At 73.3% G+C, this 17,238-nt stretch carries 16 protein-coding genes; 8 read left to right on the forward strand and 8 right to left on the reverse strand.

The window, feature by feature from the left end; translation table 11 throughout:
- Window positions 1-147 precede the first annotated feature (147 nt).
- The 5 genes from hpaE to ACFI33_RS09845 all read right to left on the reverse strand — a co-directional run bounded on the left by hpaE (window position 148) and on the right by ACFI33_RS09845 (window position 6,251).
- The gene (gene hpaE, locus ACFI33_RS09825) at window positions 148-1,692 is read right to left on the reverse strand and encodes a 5-carboxymethyl-2-hydroxymuconate semialdehyde dehydrogenase (RefSeq protein ID WP_036339693.1); all 1,545 of its coding nucleotides are present in this window, start codon (window positions 1,690-1,692) and stop codon (window positions 148-150) included.
- Between the two features lie 83 nt (window positions 1,693-1,775).
- Window positions 1,776-2,477 (reverse strand): GntR family transcriptional regulator, encoded by a 702-nt coding sequence (locus tag ACFI33_RS09830; RefSeq protein ID WP_036339691.1) that lies wholly within the window; start codon window positions 2,475-2,477, stop codon window positions 1,776-1,778.
- Window positions 2,478-2,479: 2 nt separating this feature from the next.
- Window positions 2,480-4,078: a fumarylacetoacetate hydrolase family protein gene (locus tag ACFI33_RS09835; RefSeq protein WP_049146557.1), complete on the reverse strand. Its 1,599-nt coding sequence runs from the start codon at window positions 4,076-4,078 to the stop codon at window positions 2,480-2,482.
- Between the two features lie 94 nt (window positions 4,079-4,172).
- Window positions 4,173-5,387 (reverse strand): aminotransferase-like domain-containing protein, encoded by a 1,215-nt coding sequence (locus ACFI33_RS09840; RefSeq protein WP_127435124.1) that lies wholly within the window; start codon window positions 5,385-5,387, stop codon window positions 4,173-4,175.
- A gap of 72 nt (window positions 5,388-5,459) precedes the next feature.
- Window positions 5,460-6,251, reverse strand: coding sequence for a GerMN domain-containing protein (locus tag ACFI33_RS09845; RefSeq protein ID WP_127445760.1), 792 nt, complete (start codon window positions 6,249-6,251; stop codon window positions 5,460-5,462).
- A gap of 158 nt (window positions 6,252-6,409) precedes the next feature.
- Between ACFI33_RS09845 and ACFI33_RS09850 the strand changes: the two genes are divergently transcribed.
- The 4 genes from ACFI33_RS09850 (at window position 6,410) to pdxT (ending at window position 9,530) form a co-directional block, all read left to right on the forward strand.
- Entirely contained in the window at window positions 6,410-7,255 is an 846-nt protein-coding gene (locus ACFI33_RS09850) for an HpcH/HpaI aldolase/citrate lyase family protein (protein WP_036339679.1), read from the forward strand.
- Window positions 7,256-7,306: 51 nt separating this feature from the next.
- Window positions 7,307-7,792, forward strand: a complete 486-nt coding sequence (locus ACFI33_RS09855) for a DedA family protein (RefSeq protein WP_060974159.1) — start codon at window positions 7,307-7,309, stop codon at window positions 7,790-7,792.
- A 115-nt stretch (window positions 7,793-7,907) separates the two neighbouring features.
- Window positions 7,908-8,852, forward strand: coding sequence for a pyridoxal 5'-phosphate synthase lyase subunit PdxS (gene pdxS, locus ACFI33_RS09860; RefSeq protein ID WP_127435428.1), 945 nt, complete (start codon window positions 7,908-7,910; stop codon window positions 8,850-8,852).
- Between the two features lie 42 nt (window positions 8,853-8,894).
- Complete coding sequence (gene pdxT, locus ACFI33_RS09865; RefSeq protein ID WP_036339672.1) at window positions 8,895-9,530, forward strand: pyridoxal 5'-phosphate synthase glutaminase subunit PdxT; 636 nt, start codon at window positions 8,895-8,897, stop codon at window positions 9,528-9,530.
- A gap of 36 nt (window positions 9,531-9,566) precedes the next feature.
- Here the strand turns inward: pdxT and ald are convergent, their stop codons facing one another.
- Complete coding sequence (ald, locus tag ACFI33_RS09870; protein WP_127445759.1) at window positions 9,567-10,709, reverse strand: alanine dehydrogenase; 1,143 nt, start codon at window positions 10,707-10,709, stop codon at window positions 9,567-9,569.
- Between the two features lie 105 nt (window positions 10,710-10,814).
- Between ald and ACFI33_RS09875 the strand changes: the two genes are divergently transcribed.
- Window positions 10,815-11,312, forward strand: a complete 498-nt coding sequence (locus ACFI33_RS09875; RefSeq protein ID WP_036339666.1) for a DUF456 domain-containing protein — start codon at window positions 10,815-10,817, stop codon at window positions 11,310-11,312.
- A gap of 55 nt (window positions 11,313-11,367) precedes the next feature.
- Here the strand turns inward: ACFI33_RS09875 and ACFI33_RS09880 are convergent, their stop codons facing one another.
- Both ACFI33_RS09880 and ACFI33_RS09885 read right to left on the reverse strand, forming a co-directional pair.
- On the reverse strand, window positions 11,368-12,096 hold the full coding sequence (locus ACFI33_RS09880) for a FadR/GntR family transcriptional regulator (RefSeq protein ID WP_127445758.1): 729 nt from the start codon (window positions 12,094-12,096) through the stop codon (window positions 11,368-11,370).
- Window positions 12,097-12,175: 79 nt separating this feature from the next.
- Window positions 12,176-13,837 (reverse strand): L-lactate permease, encoded by a 1,662-nt coding sequence (locus tag ACFI33_RS09885; RefSeq protein ID WP_127435195.1) that lies wholly within the window; start codon window positions 13,835-13,837, stop codon window positions 12,176-12,178.
- Between the two features lie 201 nt (window positions 13,838-14,038).
- Between ACFI33_RS09885 and ACFI33_RS09890 the strand changes: the two genes are divergently transcribed.
- The 3 genes from ACFI33_RS09890 to ACFI33_RS09900 are packed head-to-tail and all read left to right on the forward strand — an operon-like array spanning window position 14,039 to window position 17,231.
- Window positions 14,039-14,902: a (Fe-S)-binding protein gene (locus ACFI33_RS09890; RefSeq protein WP_036339657.1), complete on the forward strand. Its 864-nt coding sequence runs from the start codon at window positions 14,039-14,041 to the stop codon at window positions 14,900-14,902.
- Window positions 14,899-16,539: a lactate utilization protein B gene (locus ACFI33_RS09895; protein WP_127435196.1), complete on the forward strand. Its 1,641-nt coding sequence runs from the start codon at window positions 14,899-14,901 to the stop codon at window positions 16,537-16,539. Before ACFI33_RS09890 ends, ACFI33_RS09895 begins: the two co-directional genes overlap by 4 nt.
- Complete coding sequence (locus ACFI33_RS09900; protein ID WP_044658796.1) at window positions 16,536-17,231, forward strand: LutC/YkgG family protein; 696 nt, start codon at window positions 16,536-16,538, stop codon at window positions 17,229-17,231. The genes ACFI33_RS09895 and ACFI33_RS09900 overlap by 4 nt, the downstream gene beginning before the upstream one ends.
- Window positions 17,232-17,238: the final 7 nt, after the last annotated feature.

The raw sequence follows: 17,238 nt of genomic DNA on the forward strand, positions 1-17,238 counted from the left end.
GGGGGGGGGCCCCCCCCCCCCCCCAACACCCCCCCCCCGCGTCGGGTGGGCCGGGGGAGAGACCCGGCCCGGCCCCACCACGACGACGGCGCCCGCACCGTCGCGGGGACGGTGCGGGCGCCGTCGTGGTCGCCGGTGGGCGCGGGGTCAGCCGTCGATCTTCGCCGCGGCCTGCTCCTGCTTGCCGAAGACCGGGTTGTGGACCTCGCCGAGGTTGATGTGCACGGCCTGCTGGTCGGTGTAGAAGTCGATCGAGCGGTAGCCGCCCTCGTGGCCCAGGCCGGAGGCCTTCACCCCGCCGAACGGGGTGCGCAGGTCCCGCACATTGTTGGAGTTCAGCCACACCATGCCGGCCTCCACGTTCTGCGCGACGTTGTGGGCGCGCTTGAGGTCGTTCGTCCAGATGTACGCCGCGAGGCCGTACTTGGTGTTGTTGGCCAGCTCGAGGGCCTCCTCGTCCGAGTCGAACGGGGTGATGGCCACGACCGGGCCGAAGATTTCCTCCTGGAAGATCCGGGCGTCCGGGGCCACGTCCGCGAACACGGTGGGCTGCACGAAGTTGCCCTCGGGGAAGCCCTCCGGGCGGCCGCCGCCGGCCACCAGGCGAGCCTCGGTCTTGCCGATCTCCACGTAGGACATGACCTTCTCGAAATGCTCCGGGTGCACGATGGCGCCGACCTCGGTGGTCTCGTCGTCCGGCAGGCCGACCTTCACACGGGAGGCCTGGGCGGCGTAGCGCTCCACGAACTCGTCGTAGACGGAACGCTGGACCAGGATGCGGGAGCCGGCGGTGCAGCGCTCGCCGTTCAGGGAGAACACGCCGAAGATGGTCGCGTCGATCGCCGCGTCCAGGTCCGCGTCCTCGAACACCACGGCCGGGGACTTGCCGCCGAGCTCCATGGACAGGCCCTTCAGGTGCGGGGCGGCGTTGGCGAAGATGATCTGGCCGGTGCGGGACTCGCCGGTGAAGGAGATCAGCGGCACGTCCGGGTGCTTCACGAGCGGGTCGCCCGCGTAGCCCTCCTCACCGAAGCCGTGCACCATGTTGAACACGCCCTTCGGCAGGCCGGCCTCTTCGAAGATCCCGCCCCACAGGGAGGCCGAGAGCGGGGTGAACTCCGCCGGCTTCAGGACCACCGAGTTGCCGGTGGCGATGGCCGGGGCCAGCTTCCAGGACTCCAGCATGAACGGGGTGTTCCACGGGGTGATCAGGCCGGCGACGCCGATCGGCTTGCGGTTCACGTAGTTGATCTGGCGACCCGGCACCTTGAAGGTGTCGTCGTGCTGGGCCACGATCAGGTCCGCGAAGAAGCGGAAGTTCTCGGCGGCGCGAGCGGCCTGGCCCCTCGCCTGCTTGATCGGCAGGCCGGTGTCGAAGCACTCCATCTCGGCCAGCTGGTCGCCGCGGGTCTCCATGATGTCGGCGATCCGGTGCAGCACACGGGAACGCTGGCGCGGCAGGGCCTGGGACCATTCGCCGGACTCGAAGGCCCGCTTCGCGGCGGCGACGGCGCGGTCGATGTCCGCGGCCTTGCCGGAGGCGGCCGTCAGGTACGGCTCGTTGGTCACCGGGTCGAGCACCTCGAAGGTGTCGCCGTCGATCGAGTCGACGAACTCGCCGTCGATGTAGTGGCGCAGGACGTCGGGCAGGCCCTCGGGCGTGCGGGCCTCGATGCTGGTCTTCTCCGTCATGGTGTCTCTTTCACTGAGTGCTTCGGGTGGGTCTGATGATCGGGGCCTGGAGCCGACGGCGTCGGCGCCGGTCCGGCCGGCGGTCACGCGGACGGTTCGGCACCGTGCTCCAGGTAGGCGCGCAGGGTGTTCAGGCGGTGGGCGCGGGCGGCGGCCTCGATCTCCTCGAAGCGCGCCCCGTCCTCGATCAGGCGCAGCAGGTGCTCGTGCTCGTCCACGGAGGCCACCGCCCGGCCGGGCACGTACGCGAACGTGGAGGAGCGCAGCGCGGCCAGGCGGTTCCAGCCGCGGTGCACCAGGTCGTGCACGTGCTCGTTCTGGTGATGCTCGAACAGGATCGAGTGGAAGCGGCGGTTGAGCTCGGTGAACGTCACCGGGTCCCAGGCCGTCTCCGACTCCGTCATCGCGCGCATGGTCGCGTTCACCTCGCGGGCCGCCGCGAGGTCCTCGGCGGTCACGTGCGGGGCGCACTGGGCGGTGGAGAACCCCTCCACCAGCGCCAGCGTCTCCATGGTGTGGCGGTACTCGACCGGGTCGATGCCCACCACGGTGGCGCCCACGTTGCGCTCGTAGGCCACCAGCTTCTCGGACTGCAGGCGGCGGATCGCCTCCCGCACGGGCACCACGGACATGCCCAGCTCCGCGGCGATCTGGGACAGCACCAGCCGGTCGCCCGGCTCGTGGCGCTGGTCCCGGATCCCCTCGAGGATCGCCTGGTAGGCGCGGTCCGCCTTGGAGACGGGGGCGCCTGCGAGGCCGACCGTTCCGATGTCCGTGCGGCGCATGCTCAGGCGTCGCCCTCCGGGGCCGGGGCGTCCGGCAGGGTCTTGCGGTACTCGGCGAACTTGGCCTTCCACTCGGCGTTCGGGGGGAACATCCCGTCCACCGGGTAGCCGGCCTTGACCTGCTCGTACGCCCAGGCGTCCTGGAGCTCCTGCTCGTAGGCGTCGTCCACAACCTCCTGGAGCAGGGACGGCGGGATGACCACCACACCGTCGTCGTCGCCGACGATGATGTCGCCGGGCTGCACGGTGGTGCCGCCGCAGGCGATGGTGCCGCCGACCTCCCACGGGATGTGACGGCGGCCCAGCACCGCCGGGTGCGTGGCGCCGGCGTACACCTGGAGGCCGACCTCGGCGACGGCGGCGGAGTCGCGGATGCCGCCGTCCGTGATCACGGCGTTCGCGCCGTTCACCTGGGCGCGCAGGGCCAGGACGTCCCCGAGGGTGCCGGTGCCGTGCTCGCCACGGGCCTCCATGACCACCACGTCGTCCGGCTGCACCGAGTCGATCGCCCGCTTCTGGGCGTTGAAGCCGCCGCCGAACTCCTTGGCCAGGTCCTCGCGCTTGGGGATGTAGCGCAGGGTCTTGGCGTAGCCGAGGACGCGCCGACCCCGGTGGATCGGGCGCGGGCCGTCGATGGTCGCGTTCTGGACGCCGCGCTTCTGCAGCTGGGCGGTGAGGGTGGCCACCGCGATGGCGTCGATCTTGGCGCGCAGCTCGGGGGTCAGCAGGGAGCGGTCCGGCTGCGGGGCGCTCGCGACCCAGTGGCCGTTCTCGTCCACCGCGGACGACGACGGCGCCGCGGCCTGCGGGGCCAGACCGGCGGCCTCGCGGGAGCCCCAGGCCTCCTCGCGCTGCACGTCGTCCACCTGCGGCTGCGCGCCGAACGGGGCCAGGGAGTGCTCCGAGTCGACGACCGTCGTCACCAGGCGGCCGGTGGTCGGTGCGCCGGGGGCGCTGGGGGCGTCCACCTCCACCTCGACGACGTCGCCCGGCTGGGCCACGGAGGACCCGGCGGGGGTGCCGGTGAGGATGACGTCGCCCTCCTCGAGCGTCATGAGCTGCGAGAGGTCGGCCACGAGCTGGCCGAACGGGAAGACGAGGCCCTCGGTGGTGTCGTCCTGGACGATCTCGCCGTTGACCCAGGTGCGCACGCGCAGGGCGGCCGGGTCCAGGCCCGCGGCGGAGATCACCGCGGGGCCGAGCGGGGTGTAGCCGTCGCCGGACTTGTTCTTGACGTTGGAGCCCTTGTCCGCGTGGCGGAGGTCGTAGAGGCCCCAGTCGTTGGCGGCGGTGATGCCGGAGACGTGCGACCAGCCCTCCTTCGGGCTGACGCGCCGGGCGGTGCGGCCGATGATCAGCGCGATCTCGCCCTCGTAGGCGAGCAGCTCGGTGCCGGCGGGGCGCTCGATGGTGTCGCCGGTGCGGGCGAGGGAGGTGCCGGCCTTGAGGAAGTAGCCGGGGGCCTGCGGGGACCGGCCGCGCTGGGCGATGCGGGAGGGGTAGTTCAGGTGGACGGCGAGCACCTTGCCCGGCCGGTTCTCCCGGACGGTGAAGTCGTGCTCGGTGACGGTGGGCGTGGGATCCGGTGTGCTCTGCGTCATGGTCGAGATCGTATACGATCTCGCGGGCCCGGGGAAGAGGTCGCACGTCCGGCAGACGCGCCGGGCCGACGTCGTCGTGGGCGCCCGCCGCGGCTCAGCGGGCCCGGTCGATCGACTCGTTCACCGCCGGGGCCAGGCGCCGCACGCCCTCCACGAGCTTCTCGGCCGCCACGAACGAGTACGCCAGGCGCAGGGTGGAGTGCGTGCCCTCGACGGGGGTGAAGGCCGCCCCCGGCACGAACACCGCGCCCGCCTCGATGCCGCGGTGCATCACCTCGAGGGTGTCCACCCCGGCCGGCAGGGTGGCCCACAGGAAGAAGCCGCCCTGCGGGGTGATGAACTCGACCGCCGGGTCCCAGTGCTCACGCACCGCGTCCACGAGCGCCGCGGCCCGCTCGCGGTACAGCCCGGTCACGTGGCGGACGTGGCCCTGCCAGTCCAGCTGCGTGACGAAGGCGGTGGAGAGCATCTGCGAGTACGTGGACGCGTGGATGTAGGCGGACTCCGCGCACAGGTAGAACTCGCGCTTGAGCGCGGCCGGCACGAGCGCCCAGCCGATGCGCACGCCCGGGGAGAAGATCTTGGACATCGTGCCGAGGTGGACCACGTTGTCCCGGTGGTCTGCGGCGATCGGGGCGACGGGCTCGCCGTCGAACGCGATCTGCCCGTACGGGTTGTCCTCCACGATGAGCACGCCGTGCTTCTCGCAGATCGCGCCCACCTCGGCGCGGCGGCCCGGGGGCAGCAGGGCGCCCGAGGGGTTCGCGAACGAGGGGATCGTGTAGAGGAAGGCCACGCGGCGGCCCTCGGCGGCCAGGCGGGTCAGGGTCTCGTCGAGGGCCGCGGGCACCAGGCCGTGGTCGTCGGTGCCCGTGGCCACGGCCTCGAGCTGCCAGGTGGTGAAGGTGGTCAACGCGCCCACGAACGTGGGGTCCTCCACCACGACGACGTCGCCCGGGTTCGCGAACGCCCGGCAGGCGGTGTCGATCGCGGCCTGCGAGCCGGGGGTGATGACCACGAGGTCGGGATCCGCGTCCGGGATGCCGTCGGCGGCCATCACGGCGGTCGCGGCGGCACGCATCTCCTCGGTGCCCTGGCCCGGGCCGTACTGCAGGGACTCCGTGCCGAACCGGGTCATCAGGTCGGAGGCGATCCGGCCCAGCTCGTCGAGGGGCAGGTCGGCGAGCCACGGGTTCCCGCCCGCGAGCGAGATGAGGTTCGGGTCCATCGCGATGTCGAAGACGTCGCGGACCGCGGACTGCTTCACGCCGACGGCGCGCTGGGACAGGTGATCTCGGAGGTTCCGCACGCTCGGCACCCTATAGCACGGCGCGGCCGTGCCCGAAGGTCCGATGACGGGCGACGACGGCGGGTCGCGCGGTCAGGGGGCGCTCGGCTCCTGGGCGGGGGACCACGTGCCCTGGGTCGGCTCGGCGGGACCCCACGACGACTCCTCGGCCGGAGCCCAGGTCGAGGGGTCGGCCGGAGCCCACGTGTCCTCCGACGACTCGCCCTCCGGCGCCCACGTCTGCTCGCCGGATCCGTCGCTCGGCTCCCCACTCGGCGTGGGGTCCCCCTGCGGGACGTCCACGGACTCGCCGAGGCGGAGCGGTTCGAGCCCCAACACGTCGTCGAGGTCCCGGCCGTCCACCTCGAGTCGGACCTGGCCCGCGGACGTGAAGGCGGCGGCGGTCGCCTGCAGCTGGGCGCGGATCCGTTCGGCCGTGCACTCGTCCTCCGGCGTCACGGTGCCGGTGAAGGTGAAGATCTCCACGTCGCCCTCGCGGCGGTGCCCGGTCGGGATGAGGCTTTCGCGCACGTCGAACACGGCGTTCCACAGCGACGGGTCGCCGTGCCAGCCGCGCTCGTCCGCGAACAGGAAGTCCAGGGCGGTGTCCGCCTCGTCCTCGGTGTCCGTCGGCACGGTCTGCACGGGCACCAGCAGATCGCCGCAGCCGAAGGGCCGGCCGCTCGTCCCCGGGACCGCCTCCGCCTCGGCGACGGCGAGGTAGACCGTCAGCGGCTGATACCCCTCCGTCGCGGGCAGGGGCACGCCGTCGTCGGACGCCGAGTCCTCGGCCAGGTCGGGGGCGACCGCGCAGCCGGCCAGCAGGCACGCGGCCGCCACGGCACCCGTGAGCCGCAGGGCGCGGGAAGGGGAGGTCGGGCGCATCGGGTACTCCTGGCGGTCGGGGGTCGGCGGCGTCGGACGGGCCGACGGCCTCTCCATGCTACGGCCGCCCGCCTCGCCCGCCGCGAGCGGATGTGAGGCCTCCCGCGGGTCGGAAGGGGCCCGCGGGCGGACGGCCGCGGCGGGCTAGGCTGGAGACCATGCCCGTGAGGAACCGTCGCGCCGCCGCCCTGCCCGCCAAGCTCAGCCGCTCCTGGCTGCTGGTCAACGCGGCCACCCCCGACGCGTTCGCCCCCGCCCTGGCCTCCGAGGCCGACTCCGTCATCTTCGACCTCGAGGCCGCCGTGCCGGAGGAGCAGAAGGACGCGGCCCGCCAGCACGTCGTGGACGCCCTCTCCGGCGGCATGACGGCGTGGGTGCGCATCTCCGCGACCTCCACGGACCACTGGCAGCGGGACCTCGAGGCGCTCACGGGTCTCGACGGCGTGCGCGGCGTCGTGCTGGCCGAGACCGAGGAGCCGGAGCAGGTCACGTTCACCGCCATGCGGCTGCGCGCCGGCACCCCGGTGATCGCCCTGCTGGAGTCCGCCCTGGGCATCGAGAACGCCACGGCCGTGGCCAAGGCGCCGGGCACGTTCCGTCTCGCCTTCGGCGTGAACGACTTCCGCAAGGACGTCGGCGTCGGCGAGGACCCGCTGGCCATGGCCTACGCCCGCTCCCGCATGGTGATCGCCTCCCGCGTGGGCGGTCTGCCCGGGGCGATCGACGGACCGCCCGGCAACACGGACGGTGAGGACGCGGTCATCCGCTCCTGCGCCGTCACCGCCTCGATGGGCATGACCGGCCGCCTCGTCCTGAACCCGGATCAGGTGGACTGGGTCAACCGGGCGATGTCCCCGTCCGAGGACGAGCTCGCGTGGGCCCGCGACCTGCTCGAGAAGCACGCGCAGGGCGCCGCCGTCGGCGACGGCTCGTACCTGCCCCGCGTGCTGCGCGCCCAGAAGATCGCGGACCTCGCGGACTCGTACGGGCTCTGGAACGCGTGAGCACGGCCGGGGCGCGCGCTTGAGTCCCCGCACCGACGGGTGGCTCCGCCCATGATGGCGTGGATCGACGGGCTGCCGCTGCTGTGGTCCATCGGGTTCTTCTGGATGCTGGCGATCCTGCGCACCCTGATCGTGTTCTCGCTCGGGCGGGGGCTGGCCTCCGGCGTTGAGCGGACCCGATGGTTCGCCCGCGTGATGGAGGGTCCCGTCTATGTCCGAGCCCAGCGCTTCATCCAGCGCCACGGGGTGTGGGCCATCCCGTTCTGCTACCTCACGGTGGGCATCCAGACGGCGGTGATCGGCTCCGCCGGCGTCGCCCGCATGCCCTGGCGCCGGTTCCTGCCGGCGGCCGCGCTCGGCACGTTCCTGTGGGGCGTGGTGTACGGGACCGTCGGGATGGCCGTGGTGTGGGCCGTCATCGGCGCGGCGCTCGGAGAGGGCCGGGGCGCCCTCGCCCTCGTGCTGATCCTCGCGGCCGTGGCCGCGTTCGTCGTCTGGCGCCGACGCCGCACGCTGCGCCGGCACGGGGCCGGGTGACGTCGTCGTCCGTGACGCGGGCCGGGCTTCGCCGCCGGGGGACTAGAGTTGACCGCGTCTTCGCCCTGGCCAGCCGCCCCGCGGCCGGGGCCGCCACCCCTTCGGAAGGACCACCATGAGCGACGAGCGCGCCCGCAGCTTCTCCGCCTCCACCGCCTCCGCCGCCGACGACGGCGCCCGCGGCACCGGCACGACCCGCGTCAAGCGCGGCCTGGCGGACATGATGAAGGGCGGCGTGATCATGGACGTCGTCAACGCGGAGCAGGCGCGCATCGCCGAGGATGCCGGTGCCGTGGCCGTCATGGCGCTCGAGCGGGTCCCGGCCGACATCCGCGCCCAGGGCGGCGTGGCCCGCATGTCCGACCCCGACCTGATCGACGGCATCGTCGAGGCCGTGTCCATCCCCGTGATGGCCAAGGCGCGCATCGGCCACTTCGTGGAGGCCCAGGTGCTGCAGGCGCTAAAGGTGGACTTCATCGACGAGTCCGAGGTGCTCTCCCCGGCGGACTACGTGAACCACATCGACAAGTGGGACTTCGACGTGCCCTTCGTGTGCGGCGCCACCAACCTCGGCGAGGCCCTGCGCCGCATCACCGAGGGCGCGGCCATGATCCGGTCCAAGGGCGAGGCCGGCACCGGCGACGTCTCCGAGGCCGTGAAGCACATCCGCACCATCCGCAAGGAGATCGCCCAGCTCCAGGGCCTGGCCCAGGATGAGCTGTACGTGGCCGCGAAGGAGTTGCAGGCGCCGTACGAGCTGGTGCGCGAGGTCGCCGAGACCGGCACCCTGCCCGTCGTGATGTTCACCGCCGGCGGTGTGGCCACCCCGGCCGACGCGGCCCTGATGATGCAGATGGGCGCCGACGGCGTGTTCGTGGGCTCCGGCATCTTCAAGTCCGGCAACCCGGCCGAGCGCGCCCGCGCCATCGTCAAGGCCACCGCCCAGTTCGACGACCCGATGGCGGTCGCCGAGGCCTCCCGCGGCCTGGGCGAGGCCATGGTGGGCATCAACGTGGGCGACCTGCCCGCCCCGCACCGCCTGGCCGAGCGCGGCTGGTGAGCCGCGGAGCCCCGGGTGCCCGGAGGCCCTAGGGTCGGGGCCATGGTGAGTCCACAGAAGACCGTCGGCGTGTTCGCGCTCCAGGGCGATGTGCGGGAGCACGCCCACGTGCTCGGGTCACTGGGCGCGCGCACGCGCCCGGTGCGCCGCCCCGCGGACCTCGAGGGTCTGGACGGCATCGTGCTGCCCGGCGGCGAGTCCTCCGTGATGGACCGCCTCGCCCGGATCATGGGGCTCAAGGACCCGCTCATCGCCGCCCTCCGCGACGGCCTGCCCGCCTACGGCACATGCGCGGGGCTGATCATGCTGGCCCGCGAGATCCGCAACCCGGCGCCGGATCAGGGTGGGCTCGGCGTGCTGGACGTGGCCGTGCGGCGCAACGCCTTCGGCGCGCAGGTCGACTCGTTCGAGGAGGACCTGGACGTCCCCGCGGTCGCGGCGGAGCCGGTGCACGCCGTGTTCATCCGCGCCCCCGCCGTCCTCCAGGCGGGGGAGGGCGTCGAGGTCCTGGCGAGCGTGCCGGCGTCGCGTCTGTCCGTGCCCGCGGCGGACCCGGGGCTCGACGGCGACGCGCGGCTGCCCGTGGCCGTGCGGCAGGGCCACCTGCTCGCCACGGCCTTCCACCCCGAGGTGACCGGCGACTGGTCCTTCCACCGGGCGTTCCTCGCGGGGCTCTGAGCGGCCGGCCGGCCCCGCGCGCGACGGGCGCGGGGCTCAGGCCTCCGCGAGCACCTCGGAGGTGACGCGGACGTCCTTCCGGGGGTCCAGGCCGAGCTCGTCGGCCACGGCCGTGGCGACGGAGGGCAGGGTGAGCACGCCGTCGTGCGCGTTGAGGCCCCCGGCGAAGCCCTCGTCCGCGGCCAGCGCGGCGCGCCATCCGAGGTCGGCGATGCGCTTGATGTAGGGCAGCGTCGCGTTGGTCAGGGCCGAGGTGGAGGTCTGCGGCACGGCGCCGGGCATGTTGGAGACGCAGTAGTAGATCTTGTCCCCCACGAGGTACGTCGGATCCTGGTGGGTGGTGGCCCGCGAGTTCTCGAAGCAGCCGCCCTGGTCGATCGCGATGTCCACCAGCACGGAGCCGGGCCGCATGGACTCCACCATCTCGGCGGTCACCAGCTTCGGGGCCGCGGCGCCGGGGATCAGCACGGAGCCGATCACGAGGTCCGCGTCCGCCACGGTCTCGCCGATGTTCAGGTGGGACGAGGCCAGCGTGCGGATCCGACCCTGGTGGACGGCGTCCAGCTGCGCGAGCCGCTCGAGGGAGATGTCCAGGACGGTCACGTCCGCGCCCATGCCCGCGGCGATCACGGCCGCCGCCTCGCCGGCCACCCCTCCGCCGATCACGGCCACCCGGGCGCGGCGGGTGCCGGGCACGCCGCCCATCAGCACGCCCGAGCCGCCCTGCGGCTGGAGGAGGTGGTAGGCGCCCGCGGCGGGGGCCAGGCGGCCGGCCACCTGGCTCATGGGGGCCAGCAGCGGCAGGGAGCGACCGCGGGTGACTGTCTCGTAGGCGATCGCCGTCGTCCCGGCGTCCAGGATCGCCCGCGCGCACGCGGGGGAGGCGGCCAGGTGCAGATAGGTGAAGAGGACCTGGCCGCGGCGCAGGCGACCGTACTCCTCCGGCTGCGGCTCCTTGACCTTGAGGACCAGCTCGGCGCGCTGCCAGAGCTCGTCGACGTCGTCGACCAGCTCGGCGCCGGCGTCGCGGTAGTCCTGGTCCGAGGCGCCGGAGCCGACGCCGGCCCCCGACTGCACGAGGACCTGGTGGCCCGCGCGCACCAGCTCCTGGACCCCGCCCTGCGTCAGGGCCACACGGAACTCGTTGTTCTTCACTTCGGTGGGCACGGCGACCAACATGCGGCGAATCTAGCCCATCCGGCCCGTTCCGGCGAGGGCGCGGGGGCCGCTGCGCGGTCGCCGGTGCCGCCGTCACCGCGGTGCCCGTCCCGTCATACTGGTGCGGTGACTCCCGCGCTGATCTCCCTCGTGGCCGTGCTCCTGCTCCTGGTGGGGCTGGTGGGCACCGTGTACCCCGTCCTGCCCGGCTCGCTGCTCAACCTCGTGACGGCTCTCGGGTGGGCCGCGCTGCTGGGTTCCCCCGCGTCCTGGACGTTCGGCGTCATCGCGGCCGGTCTCGCCGTGGCGGGGCTGAGCGCGTCCGCGGTGCTGACCGGCCGACGGCTGCGACGTGAACGCGTCACCCGCGGCCCGATCCTGTGGGGGGTGGCCGGCGCCGCCGTCGGGTTCTTCGTGATCCCGGTGGTGGGTCTGTTCCTCGGCTTCGCCGTCGGCCTGTTCGCCTCCCAGTGGGCCCGCACCCGGGACGCCCGGGCCGCGCTCAGCAGCTCGATCGGCGCGCTCACGGCCATGGGCATGGGCATGCTCGTGGAGTTCTGCTGTGCGCTGGGCTCGCTGACCGCCGTGGGCGTGGGCGCCCTGGTGCACGGCGTCACCGCCTGAACCACCGGAGCCGTCCGTCCGGCGGGACCCCGCGCGCGCCGGACCCTTCGCCGGCTCAGCCGCCGGCGGGCACCCTGCCGGTCTGGGCGAGGGCGGCGAAGCCGAGGACGTGCTCCCGCAGCTCCTGCGCGGCCGCCCGGCCGTCCCCGGCGGCGGAGGCGGCGAGGATCCGCCGATGGTCGGCCTGCAGGCCGGCGCGCACGGCGGGCCAGTCGGACAGCCCGGCCACGGTCTCGGTCACGTAGCCGATGGTCGCCTGGCGCAGGGAGTCCAGCATCATCGCCGTCACGACGTTCCCGCCCAGGGTGGCCAGCCGCACGTGGAACTCGGTGTCGAGCAGGTAGAAGTCCTCTTCCGGCAGCGCGGGGTCGTCCATCCGGTCCAGCAGGGTTTCCACCTCGGCCAGGACGGCGACGCTCTCGGGGTCGCCGGAGGTGGCGGCGGCCGCCTGCGCCGCATCGGTCTCGAGGAGCACGCGCGCGGCGACGACGTCGGCCATCGGCAGGGACCGGGTGGCGATGTGCAGGCGCAGCGCCCAGCCCAGCGCCGCGGACGGCTCGGAGACGACGACGGCGCCCGAGTTCGGCCCGGAGCCGGCGCTGGCGCGGATCAGGCCCATGGCCTCGAGCATCCGGGTGGCCTCCCGCACGGACGCCCGGGAGATGCCGAAGCGTTCGGCCAGGGTGCGTTCGCCGGGCAGCTTGTCCCCCACGGCCACGGCGCCGGAGCGCAGCTCGGCCTCGAGCCAGTCGAGCACGATGGTGTAGGCGGGGGCAGCGGTCATGGACGGACCTTCCGAGGGGGCGGGGCGGCGACCGTCCATCCTACCGATGGACGCCGCCCCGCTCGGGTGGTGCAGGCGGTCAGCCCGCCGCCGGCAGCATCCACGCCAGCACGTTGGACTGCAGGTACACGAGCGTGCACACCGCCAGCAGGAGCACGAGCGACCACACCACCACGCGGCGCAGGATCTCGGACTCCCGGCCCTCCATGCCGACCGCCGTCGCGGCGATCGCCAGGGACTGCGGGGAGATCATCTTGCCCACGACGCCGCCGGAGGTGTTGGCGGCCACCAGCAGGGCCGGATCGGCGCCGATGTTCGTGGCGGCGGTCTGCTGCAGGGTGGAGAACAGGGCGTTCGCGGAGGTGTCCGAGCCGGTCACGGCGGTGCCGAGCCAGCCGAGCACGGGGGACAGGAACACGAAGGCCGTGCCCAGGCCGGCCACCCACGTGCCCATGGCGACCGTCTGGCCCGAGAAGTTCATGACGTAGGCCAGCGAGAGCACGATCACGATCGTCAGGGCGGACCAGCGCATGCGGGCGAAGCAGCGGCCGATCTCGGCGATCGCGTTCCCCACCGAGAGCGGGAACCGGCCGTCGTGGTCGAACCGGGAGTAGACCACGGCCATGATCAGGCCGGCGATCAGCAGCAGCGTGCCGGGGGAGGCCAGCCACTCGAACTTGTACACGGTGCTCGCCAGGGGCGCGCCGGAGGCGTCGACGAGGTGCCCGTCGAGCCCGGGCCACGGGATCTTCGCGGTGACGGAGTTCAGGGCCGCGGTGATCGGGGGGGCCAGCTTGGCCAGGGCGAACACGGCCACGACCACGATGTAGGGCAGCACGGCCATGAAGATCCGGCCGGGGGTGAGGTCCTGCGCCGCCGAGCGGGCGGGGGCGCCGAGGCGCTGGCGGGCCTCCTCGGCGCCGCGCGGCCGCCAGAAGCGCAGCAGCAGGACGGCGGCGGCGAGGGAGACCAGGGAGGCCACGACGTCGGTGAGCTCGTAGGAGAAGTGGGTCGAGGCCAGCCAGATGGCGACGGCGAAGCTCGCGCCGATCACGATCAGCGCCGGCCACGTCTGCCGCACGCCGCGCAGCCCGTCGATGATGAACACGAGCAGGAACGGCACGAACACGGCCACGAACGGGGCCTGGTGGCCGACGATCGCGCCGATGTGCGTGGCGGGGATGCCGGTGAGCGTGCCGGCGGTGGTGATGGGGGTGCCCACGGCGCCGAAGGCCACGGGCGCGGTGTTCGCCAGCAGCACGGCGGTGGCCGCCCGCAGCGGGGGCACGCCCAGGCCGAGCACCATGGTGGCCGTGATGGCCACGGGGGCCCCGAAGCCGGCGAGGGCCTCGAGCAGGCCGCCGAAGCAGAACGCGATGAGCACGGCCTGGATGCGGATGTCTCCGCCGCCGAGCGAGTCGAAGATCGCGCGCATGTCGTCGAATCGTCCGGAGAGCACGGTGACCTGGTAGAACCACAGCGCCATCACGACGATCCAGACGATCGGGAACAGGCCGAAGGTCGCTCCCTGGGCGGCGGCCAGCGCCGCCAGGTGGGCCGGCATGTGGAAGCCCAGCACGGCCACGAGCAGGGCCACCACGAGCGCGGCGAGTCCCGACTGCCAGGCCTTGAGGCGCAGGCCGAGGAGGGTGGCGAAGAACGTCAGCAGGGGCAGGACGCCGAGCGCGGCGGAGAGCGCGACGCTGCCGGCGGCATCGGGGGTGGGGGTGAAGGTGTGCACGGGGGTCTCCCGGTGGGCGAGGGGACGGGGCGGAATCCGGTCGGGCCGGTGATGGTCGGACCACTGTGGTCAGACCAAGGAGCGTACTGTGAGGGCGGTCACCTCGCAAGCGGCTGGCATGATATGGTCTGACCACTACGGCACCCGTGTGCTGCCGCACCGCACGGCGCCCCAGGCGCCCCGTCCGGAACGGAGACCGGCATGAGAATCGCCCTGTTCGCCACGTGCATCGTGGACGCGATGTACCCCAAGGTGGCCCTCGCCACCGTCCGCATCCTCGAGCGGCTCGGCCATGAGGTGGTCTTCCCGCCCGGCCAGGTCTGCTGCTCGCAGATGCACGTCAACAGCGGATACATGGAGGACGCCCTGCCCGTCGTGCGCAACCACGTCCGCACCTTCATGAAGGCCGACTACGACCTCGCCGTCGCCCCCTCCGCCTCCTGCGTGGCCTCGCTCGGCCACCAGCAGCCAGACGTCGCCCGCTCCGGCGGGGACGAGGGTCTGGCCCGCGACGCCGAGGTCGTCGCCTCCCGCACCCTCGAGCTGTCGCAGCTGCTCACGGACGTCCTCGGGGTGACGGACGCCGGGGCCCAGCTCGGCTCCTGGTTCCCGCACACCGTGACCTACCACCCCTCCTGCCACGGCATGCGCCTGCTGCGCCTGGGCTCGCGCCAGGAGGACCTGCTGCGCACCGTCGCGGACATCGACCTGCGCCCGCTGCCGGACGCCGAGGAGTGCTGCGGCTTCGGCGGCACCTTCTCCCTGAAGAACCCGGACGTCTCCGCCGCCATCGCGGAGGAGAAGATCGAGAAGGTCACCGCGTCCGGCGCCTCCCTCTGCACGGGCGGCGACGCCTCCTGCCTGCTCCACCTGGACGGGGCCATGCACCGTCGCGAGGCGCGCGGCCAGGACGGCCGCCCGCTGCGCACCGTGCACCTCGCCGAGATCCTCGCGGCCACCCGGGAGAACCCGCTCGAGGTCGACGGCCCCGTCGAACTGTCCATCCCCGCGTCCGCCGGCGCCCGCCGCGGACCGTCCGCCCGTGTTGAGGAGGCCCGCCGATGAGCACCGCACCCACCCGCGTGCGCCTGGGAATGCCCACCGTCCGCCCCGTCCACGGCGAGGGCGAGATCCTGCTGAACACCCCGTTCCCCGAGTCCGCCCGCGAGCAGCTGAAGAACGGCCAGATGCGCGCCAACATCCGCCGGGCCACCCACACCATCCGTGCCAAGCGTGCCGGCGTCGTCGAGGAGCTGCCGGACTGGCAGGAGCTGCGCGCCGCCGGCTCCGCGCTGAAGCAGTCCGTCATGGCGGACCTGCCCGCGCTCCTCGAGCGGCTCGAGTCCGAGGTCACCGCACGCGGCGGCGTCGTGCACTGGGCCCGGGACGCGTCCGAGGCCAACCGCATCATCACGGAGCTCGTCACCGCCAAGGGCGTGGACGAGGTGATCAAGGTCAAGTCCATGGCCACCCAGGAGATCGGCCTGGACGCCGCGCTCGAGCATGCCGGCGTGGCCGCCGTCGAGACGGACCTGGCCGAGCTCATCGTCCAGCTCGGCCACGACCGGCCCAGCCACATCCTCGTCCCGGCGATCCACCGCAACCGCGAGGAGATCCGGGACATCTTCCTCCGGGAGATGCCGGAGACGGACGAGAGCCTCACCTCCGAGCCGGCCGACCTGGCCGAGGCCTCACGCCGACACCTGCGCGAGAAGTTCCTGAGCACGAAGGTGGCGATCTCCGGGGCGAACTTCGGCGTCGCCGAGACGGGCACGCTCTCCGTCGTCGAGTCGGAGGGCAACGGCCGCATGTGCCTGACCCTGCCGGAGACGCTGATCACCGTGATGGGCATCGAGAAGCTCGTGCCCACCTTCGAGGACCTCGAGGTGTTCCTGCAGCTGCTGCCGCGCTCGTCCACGGGCGAGCGGATGAACCCGTACACCTCCATGTGGACGGGCGTCACCGAGGGCGACGGTCCCCAGGAGTTCCACCTGGTCCTGCTGGACAACGGCCGCTCCGCGGTGCTGTCCGACCCGAAGGGCCGTTCCGCGCTGCACTGCATCCGCTGCTCGGCGTGCATGAACGTGTGCCCCGTGTACGAGCAGACCGGCGGCCACGCCTACGGCTCGGTCTACCCGGGCCCGATCGGCGCGATCCTCTCCCCGCAGCTCACCGGTGTGGACGCGGGGGAGAACGGCACCCTGCCCTACGCCTCCACGCTGTGCGGCGCGTGCTACGACGTGTGCCCCGTGGCCATCGACATCCCCTCGATCCTCATCCACCTCCGGGACGAGGACGTGCAGGCCACCCACGCCGCCCGGAAGGCGCTGCGCACGGAGGAGGACGCCGCTGCCGGCCCCCTGGCCCGCGCCAAGACGGCGGTGGAGTCCGTCACGCCCTCGCAGATGGACGTGGCGATGAAGGGCGCCTCCGTGGTGATGTCCTCGGGTCGGCGCATGTCGCTGGCCGAGCGGGGCCTGGGGTTGGGCCGGGTCGCGGCCGGGCCGGACCGGGTGCTCGGCTGGCTGCCGGGCATCGCCGGCGGGTGGACCGACGAGCGTGACGTGCCGGCGCCCCCGCGGGAGTCCTTCCGCAACTGGTGGGCCCGCCACAAGGATGAGACCGAGCACCGAGTCGCCATGGACGGCGTCACCGGGCTGGACCGGCCGGAGGACGAGCACGTCGAGGAGGACGGACGATGAGCGAGGCGAAGGCCGAGATCCTGCGGCGCATCCGCGAGGCGACGGCGGACGGGCCGGTCGCGGACCCGGTGCAGCGCACCTACCGGCGGACCTCCTCCCGGGACCGGGCCGAGGTGGTGGAGATGCTGCGTGACCGGCTGATCGACTACCGCGCCTCCGTGCGGGACGAGACCGAGGAGACGGTGGCCGCGGCCATCGCCGAGCTGCTCGGCCCGGACGCCCGGTACGTGGTGCCGGCCGGCCTGGAGCCGGACTGGCTCCCCGCGGACTCCCGCGGGGCCGGCCGGGAGCGCATCACGGAGCCCGCGGTGGGCCACACGGGGGAGCGGGCCGCGGTCCGCGGCGCCCACGACGGCGAGCGCGAGCCCCTCAGCGTGGACGCGCTGAACGAGGTGGACGCGGTGGTGACGTCCTCGACGGTCTCCTGCGCGGAGACCGGGACGATCTTCCTCAGCGGCCGCCCGGACGAGGGCCGCCGGGCGATCACCCTGGTCCCGGACCACCACGTGTGCATCGTGCCGCTGGACTCCGTGGTGGAGCTCTTCCCGGAGGCGCTGGCCCGCGTGGAGGCGACGGCGCCGATCACCATGATCTCCGGGCCCTCGGCCACGAGCGACATCGAGCTCGAGCGCGTCGAAGGCGTGCACGGGCCGCGCCGCCTGGACGTGATCCTGCTCGACCGCGCTCGCTGACGCGGGC

The sequence above is a fragment of the Micrococcus sp. PSi08 genome (genome assembly GCF_054960655.1).